The following is a 5316-nucleotide window of genomic DNA, read 5'->3' as shown; positions in this document are numbered from 1 at the left end:
GATGAACTACGTTCGGGGCTGAGTGTCTGAAAATCCCCCCGGGATGCTCCTCAAGTTCCGCGCTCTGAAACACATGGTCGACGACCCAGGTCGCTATCCTGAGACCTGCACCATCATCATGTCCTGTGCCTGCCCCAACATTGGCGATGAGGACCTACCCGCTTCGGCGGAGCTGATCTTTACAGGTCGTTAAAGATAGTTAGTTTTTGAGACCTTAACGTTGCTGATTAAAGTCTACGTTCAATCTGCACAAGGGAACCCCTTAGATCCCACCACTCCAGCCAGAGGTAGACTCCTGGTAAAAAAAGGTGGGGCGAAAGTGGTAGCGCGATTGCCGTTCAGTATTCGCTTGCGAGACCGAGAAATGGGCTATACTACCCAGGTGACGCTGGGGGTGGATAGCGGCTATTCAAAGGTGGGGTTTTCCGCCGTTGCAGAAAAAGAGGAACTGCTGACGGGCGAGTTGGTTTTACGAAACGACATGTCTAAGAAATTGGAGCAGAGGAGAAATTATCGAAGAAACCGGCGCAGCCGCAATACCCGATATCGGGCGCCGAGGTTTGACAACCGGAAACGGGAGCAAGATTGGTTAGCTCCCTCTCTCCGCCATAAGAAGCAAGCGCATATCACCCTGATTGACACGATTAAGACCCTGGTACCCGTCAGCCGTACCGAACTGGAGGTGGCTACCTTTGATACCCAGTTGCTACAAAACCCGGAAATCTCAGGGGTCGAATATCAACAGGGAACCTTGCAAGGCTATCATATACGAGAGTATCTCTTGGAAAAATGGGGACGAAAGTGCGTCTATTGCGGCAAGACTGGAGTGCCGCTTCAGGTGGAACATATCATCCCCAGGTCACGGGGTGGCAGTGATCGGGTCTTGAACCTCACCCTGAGTTGTGAGCGCTGCAATCAACACAAAGGCGATCGGACCGCTACCGAGTTCGGACACCCTGAAATCCACCGGCAGGCGAAGGCATCACTGAAAAGTGCGGCCTTCATGAATTTGGTCCGATGGCAACTGGTTGACCAGTTGGAATGTAACCACACCTACGGCTACCTCACCAAGCAACGACGGCTTGAGGTGGGGTTAGCCAAATCACACCCCAATGACGCCTTTATCATCGCCGGAGGCCGCCAGCAAACCAGGTGTCGACCCTTCATGGTGATGCAACCCCGGCGCAACAATCGAAGTATCCAAATGAATAGAAAAGGATATGGACGCAACATCCGAACACAACGGTACGCCTTACAGCCTCATGACCTGATCTCCTATGAGGGACAGCGGTGCCAGGTCAAGGGGATATTCAACCGGGGGCGCTGGGTGCGCTTGAAAACCCCAACCGGCGCTACCGTTAATACCCAGGTCAAACACGTGAAATTGGTGAGGTATGGCAGCGGCTTGCAGTTCAACTGCCCATACTAAATAACTAACAAACATATGGTGTTCCCACGCCCCCCGTACGCGCTCGCTTACTTAGTTATAGATGATGTCTTATCGGAGGTGTGAGAAAGAGGAAGAAACGCGGTCAGCGATTCATCCCTTCCCTCTCGGAAGGGGTCTTCTCGCTGATATCAAATAAAACAAAAGAAAGACCAGGCATATCCTAAAGGACTCTCTCTTAACATTTGTATAAGTTCTTCGTATTTATTTGCACTCTCTTCTTTCATTCAACCGCACCGCCTCTTTCTTTAAACTAATACTACATTTTTGACATACATATTTACTTCTTTTTGTTCCTTTTTTCTTAAGAATCAGGAAATTGATAGGAAGAAATAACTTACGAGTTCATCTAGAGGGTTTTTCTGGACTTAAAAAAGGAGATAGTCCATCTACAATTTGTTCTATTTTCTCCATCGTATTAACGTTCTCATAGGGCTCCTTTTCACATTCATCATCATATCCAGTAAGATTTAACTGCAAATCGGCTAATTCATTTATCATGGATGCCCAACACAAAGCTGCAGCCATAGGATCATAACCTCCACCACCAAGAACTATCAATTTCGTTTTGTTACTATCCATAACGTTTCTTATCAAACGAGCCACTTCTTGATAGACTCTCTTAGTCAATAAAAGGTGAGACTGCCAATCACGACAGTGTCCATCAACTCCGCTTTGGAATATAATAAATTCGGGCTTGTACGAAGAAACAACAGGTAAGAATATCGACCGAAATGCATAAAGAAACGCATTATCATCTGTCCAAATCGGAAGTGGAACGTTCACATGATAACCATATCCTTCGCCTTCACCGAAAAGATGATCATCATAATAGGGATATAAAGATTCGCCGCTTTCGTGAAATGAAAGTGTAAAGAATTTGGGGCTCTCTTTATAAAAATGGTATGTTCCATCACCAAAATGGGCATCAATTTCAACATATAACACTCGCTGAATCCCAGAATTTAATAAAATCGTCCCTAAGATATTGACGTCGTTAAATATGCAATATCCTCGCGCTTGATCTGGTTTTGCATGATGAAATCCTCCCGAAAGATTCATTGCACATTCTACATCTCCTCTTAATATGGAACGCATCGCTGTAAGCGACCCTCCAGTTGTTAAAAGTGCAACTTCGTAAATTCCTTTATAAGCTGGAGTATCGTGATCAAATTGGCCCTTTCCAATTTCACTAAGTCTCTTAACTAATTCCAAATGATCTTTTGTATGCGCGAGTAAGATTTCATCAGTAGTTGCAGGTTCCGGGTCAATCAATTTGATGTTTGGCATACTAAGAAGTCCAATCTCTTCAAAAAATTCTATACTTTTTAAGTAACGACTTCCTTGAAGAGGATGATTAGGTGGATTTTTAACATTTGAATACTTAGAATTGTAAACGATTCCAAATTCCCGATTCATGGAGTTCTACACGACCTGAAAACAAAAAACAGCGAAAAAGTAGAAAAATAGAGTATGCACCCTGAAATTCACGTTTTTTCATATTCATATGTTGAATAATGCACATAGAGAATAAACAGGAAAACACCAATCAGGACATAATAAAGATGCCAAGCATACAACCACTGCACAATTTCCTCAGGTGCTGTTCTTGGGTAATCCCAGATGAAATATGTTATGATAGCAGTAAACACAGCTGGGAGGAGTACTTCATACCATCCTGGAAGATCTCCAGCCCCTTCACGATATGTTGCCAAAGCTAGGACGAAACCAACATAGAAGAAAATGAGCAAAAGCACGCGTACAAAGGTTATCAGCGATATTCTGTAAGTGAAATCCTCACCTATACTAAGCGGTTCAGTTCTGATGTCAGAAATTAACCTAAATCTTCCTGGATCACCCCAGATCCAGAAAGTTACCCCAATGCAAATGCCAGCAATAATTAGACCGAGTATCATGGTCCTATTCATCTTGTTTTGCCATAATGTATACAACTACGTCCACCACTCAACAACTTTCACTTATAATCAATAAAAATGTTATAGGTTGAAAATTTGAAACAACTATCGATCAAACCATTACAGTCAGTTTTTAAAAAACCATCGCTTTTATGCCATAAGCTTTTTATGGAAGAAGCACAAATTGTTAGTAGTAAAATTAGTGGAGAAGAGGTTGATGGATAGACCTGACGAGTACATTTGTACCAAGTGCGACCACCACTTTCAAGAGGCGGAGTATAAACAATTTGAAGATGAAGATGGACTATTCAAATTACATCCTACATGCCCGAAATGTGGTTCAGCAGAAATCACGCTAAAACAGTGGGTTAAAGAGAAACAGCAAGAATAGTTTAAGACGCTACATAATCTGAGTTTGGTTACTTACACCATCATTCCTAAATGTTATTTTTATTATCCGTTGAGATTTATTAAGAGATTTCAAAAAGAACTATCTGAATAACCTAAGAATGATATTGGCGATGTTCGTGCCCCTTTTCGAAGAGGTCGTATTAACAAAGAGCTTACACTGCAAAATGCTAGAAGTAGCAAGAAAAAGCTATCCGCTGGAAGGATGCGGAGTTCTATTTGGACATATCGATAATAACAAAGCGATAATTCGAGACGTCGTTGAAACCGAAAATAGTGCTGAAAACCCTACTGTGAGATTTTACATCGACCCTGAGTTGTTTTACAAAATTCTTATATCTGGGGAAGAGTCAGGGCTTGAATTCTTAGGTATCTTTCATTCACATCCAGCACAGCCGAATCCATCACCATGGGATCTTGAATACATGAAGTTACATCAAAATGTGTGGATAATAATTCAATCTCTCAACCGAGAGGAGAAGAAAATGAAAATGAAGGCTTTTCAGTGGTATGACGAAAAACTATTTGACGTCAAATTGAAAATAACCTAATCGAAGTTTCGATAACAGAAACATGTCGTTGTACCATTTTAATGATTATAATTGAATTTACGCTATTGCACTGACAGTTTTATATAGAATGTGTGACACATAGGGATGAGCTAAAAAGTGGAAGGACGAATTAACGATGAGTACAAAACGTATTAAAAAACCAGAAGGGCTCGTAAAACACACACATTGCAAAAACTGTGGTGTAGCGGTTCCAGTCGGAAATGAGTACTGCGGTTATGAGTGTGAGGTGGACTATAACAAGTTTAAAAGGCGTCAGCAGTATCAATTGCTCGCAATTATTGCGGCATTAATAGTCGTTGTTTTGTTTGTGTTCCTCACTCGATAAAACTTTCGGCATTCCTTGAGATCCTGTTAAATTCTTTATGGCCTACATAAAACATTTATATGTGAAGATATATTAATGATCGGATTTCAACAGTTATTCATAAAGAGATTTATAGTTATTTAAAATCATTCCATTTCTCATCGTTACTGCACCAATGTCAAATTTCATTGAAGAGATTGCAATTAGGTGGATAGAAATGCCTACTAATGAAAAAATTGTACTCTATGAGGAACCAGGTGGCATTTATCGAGTAGAAGTTGAGTTACCTCTGACTTCAAAGGTGAAGCCAGAAGAATTTCCTGTTCTAAGGGATGAGTTAGATATTCCCTCTTACGTTGATTTAGATTATCTTCCGATAAAGGGCGCATTGGTTATGCTAAAGGCGGCAGAAAAAGCCCATATACTTCATGAAGAGTTTCCTGACATAATAGAGAAAAGAATATCAAAAAAACCCGTGAAGATCCTTATTTTCGGCGGCGGTGCATTTAAACTCCATTGCCCAAGTTGTAATGCTGGCGGTGTATTTGAAAGAGTTCTGCACGACATTGATATTGTCGTACCCAGAAAACAGGGAGGCGAGGTAAGAAAGCTCCTTCTTGCGCTTGGCGATCTTTATGGGACCATGTTTCTGCACTTTATAAGTACGAG

Annotated in this window: 8 protein-coding genes; 6 read left to right on the top strand and 2 right to left on the bottom strand. The window is 41.8% G+C overall.

Features of this window, described 5'->3' with window-relative positions:
* Positions 1-220: 220 nt before the first annotated feature.
* Complete coding sequence (iscB, locus tag QVB70_RS02205) at positions 221-1429, top strand: RNA-guided endonuclease IscB (RefSeq protein WP_287582939.1); 1209 nt, start codon at positions 221-223, stop codon at positions 1427-1429.
* A 363-nt stretch (positions 1430-1792) separates the two neighbouring features.
* On the opposite strand, the gene QVB70_RS02200 is transcribed toward iscB, so the two are convergent.
* Both QVB70_RS02200 and QVB70_RS02195 read right to left on the bottom strand, forming a co-directional pair.
* Positions 1793-2866: a hypothetical protein gene (locus QVB70_RS02200; protein ID WP_287582938.1), complete on the bottom strand. Its 1074-nt coding sequence runs from the start codon at positions 2864-2866 to the stop codon at positions 1793-1795.
* A 68-nt stretch (positions 2867-2934) separates the two neighbouring features.
* Positions 2935-3399, bottom strand: a complete 465-nt coding sequence (locus QVB70_RS02195) for a hypothetical protein (protein ID WP_287582937.1) — start codon at positions 3397-3399, stop codon at positions 2935-2937.
* A 60-nt stretch (positions 3400-3459) separates the two neighbouring features.
* Between QVB70_RS02195 and QVB70_RS02190 the strand changes: the two genes are divergently transcribed.
* From QVB70_RS02190 to QVB70_RS02170, 5 genes are all read left to right on the top strand, one after another.
* Entirely contained in the window at positions 3460-3588 is a 129-nt protein-coding gene (locus tag QVB70_RS02190) for a hypothetical protein (RefSeq protein ID WP_287582935.1), read from the top strand.
* The gene (locus QVB70_RS02185; protein WP_287582933.1) at positions 3581-3754 is read left to right on the top strand and encodes a hypothetical protein; all 174 of its coding nucleotides are present in this window, start codon (positions 3581-3583) and stop codon (positions 3752-3754) included. Before QVB70_RS02190 ends, QVB70_RS02185 begins: the two co-directional genes overlap by 8 nt.
* 136 nt (positions 3755-3890) lie before the next feature.
* A complete protein-coding gene (locus QVB70_RS02180) occupies positions 3891-4322 on the top strand; it encodes a M67 family metallopeptidase (RefSeq protein ID WP_287582931.1) in 432 nt (143 codons plus the stop codon).
* A gap of 136 nt (positions 4323-4458) precedes the next feature.
* Positions 4459-4668, top strand: a complete 210-nt coding sequence (locus tag QVB70_RS02175; protein ID WP_287582929.1) for a DUF2116 family Zn-ribbon domain-containing protein — start codon at positions 4459-4461, stop codon at positions 4666-4668.
* Between the two features lie 196 nt (positions 4669-4864).
* Positions 4865-5316: hypothetical protein (locus QVB70_RS02170; protein WP_287582927.1), on the top strand; the 452-nt coding region annotated here is incomplete at its 3' end.

The sequence above is a fragment of the Candidatus Borrarchaeum sp. genome, from assembly GCF_019058535.1.
Taxonomy (GTDB): Archaea; Asgardarchaeota; Sifarchaeia; order Borrarchaeales; family Borrarchaeaceae; genus Borrarchaeum; species Borrarchaeum weybense.
The sequence above is the reverse complement of the archived record's forward strand: the minus strand, read 5'-3'. Positions and strand labels throughout refer to the sequence as shown.

Excerpts from the sequence above, each read along its gene's own strand:
- QVB70_RS02200 (WP_287582938.1), bottom strand. The coding sequence starts at position 2,866 with ATGAATCGGGAATTTGGAATCGTTTACAATTCTAAGTATTCAAATGTT.
- QVB70_RS02185 (WP_287582933.1), top strand. The coding sequence starts at position 3,581 with ATGGATAGACCTGACGAGTACATTTGTACCAAGTGCGACCACCACTTT.
- QVB70_RS02175 (WP_287582929.1), top strand. The coding sequence starts at position 4,459 with ATGAGTACAAAACGTATTAAAAAACCAGAAGGGCTCGTAAAACACACA.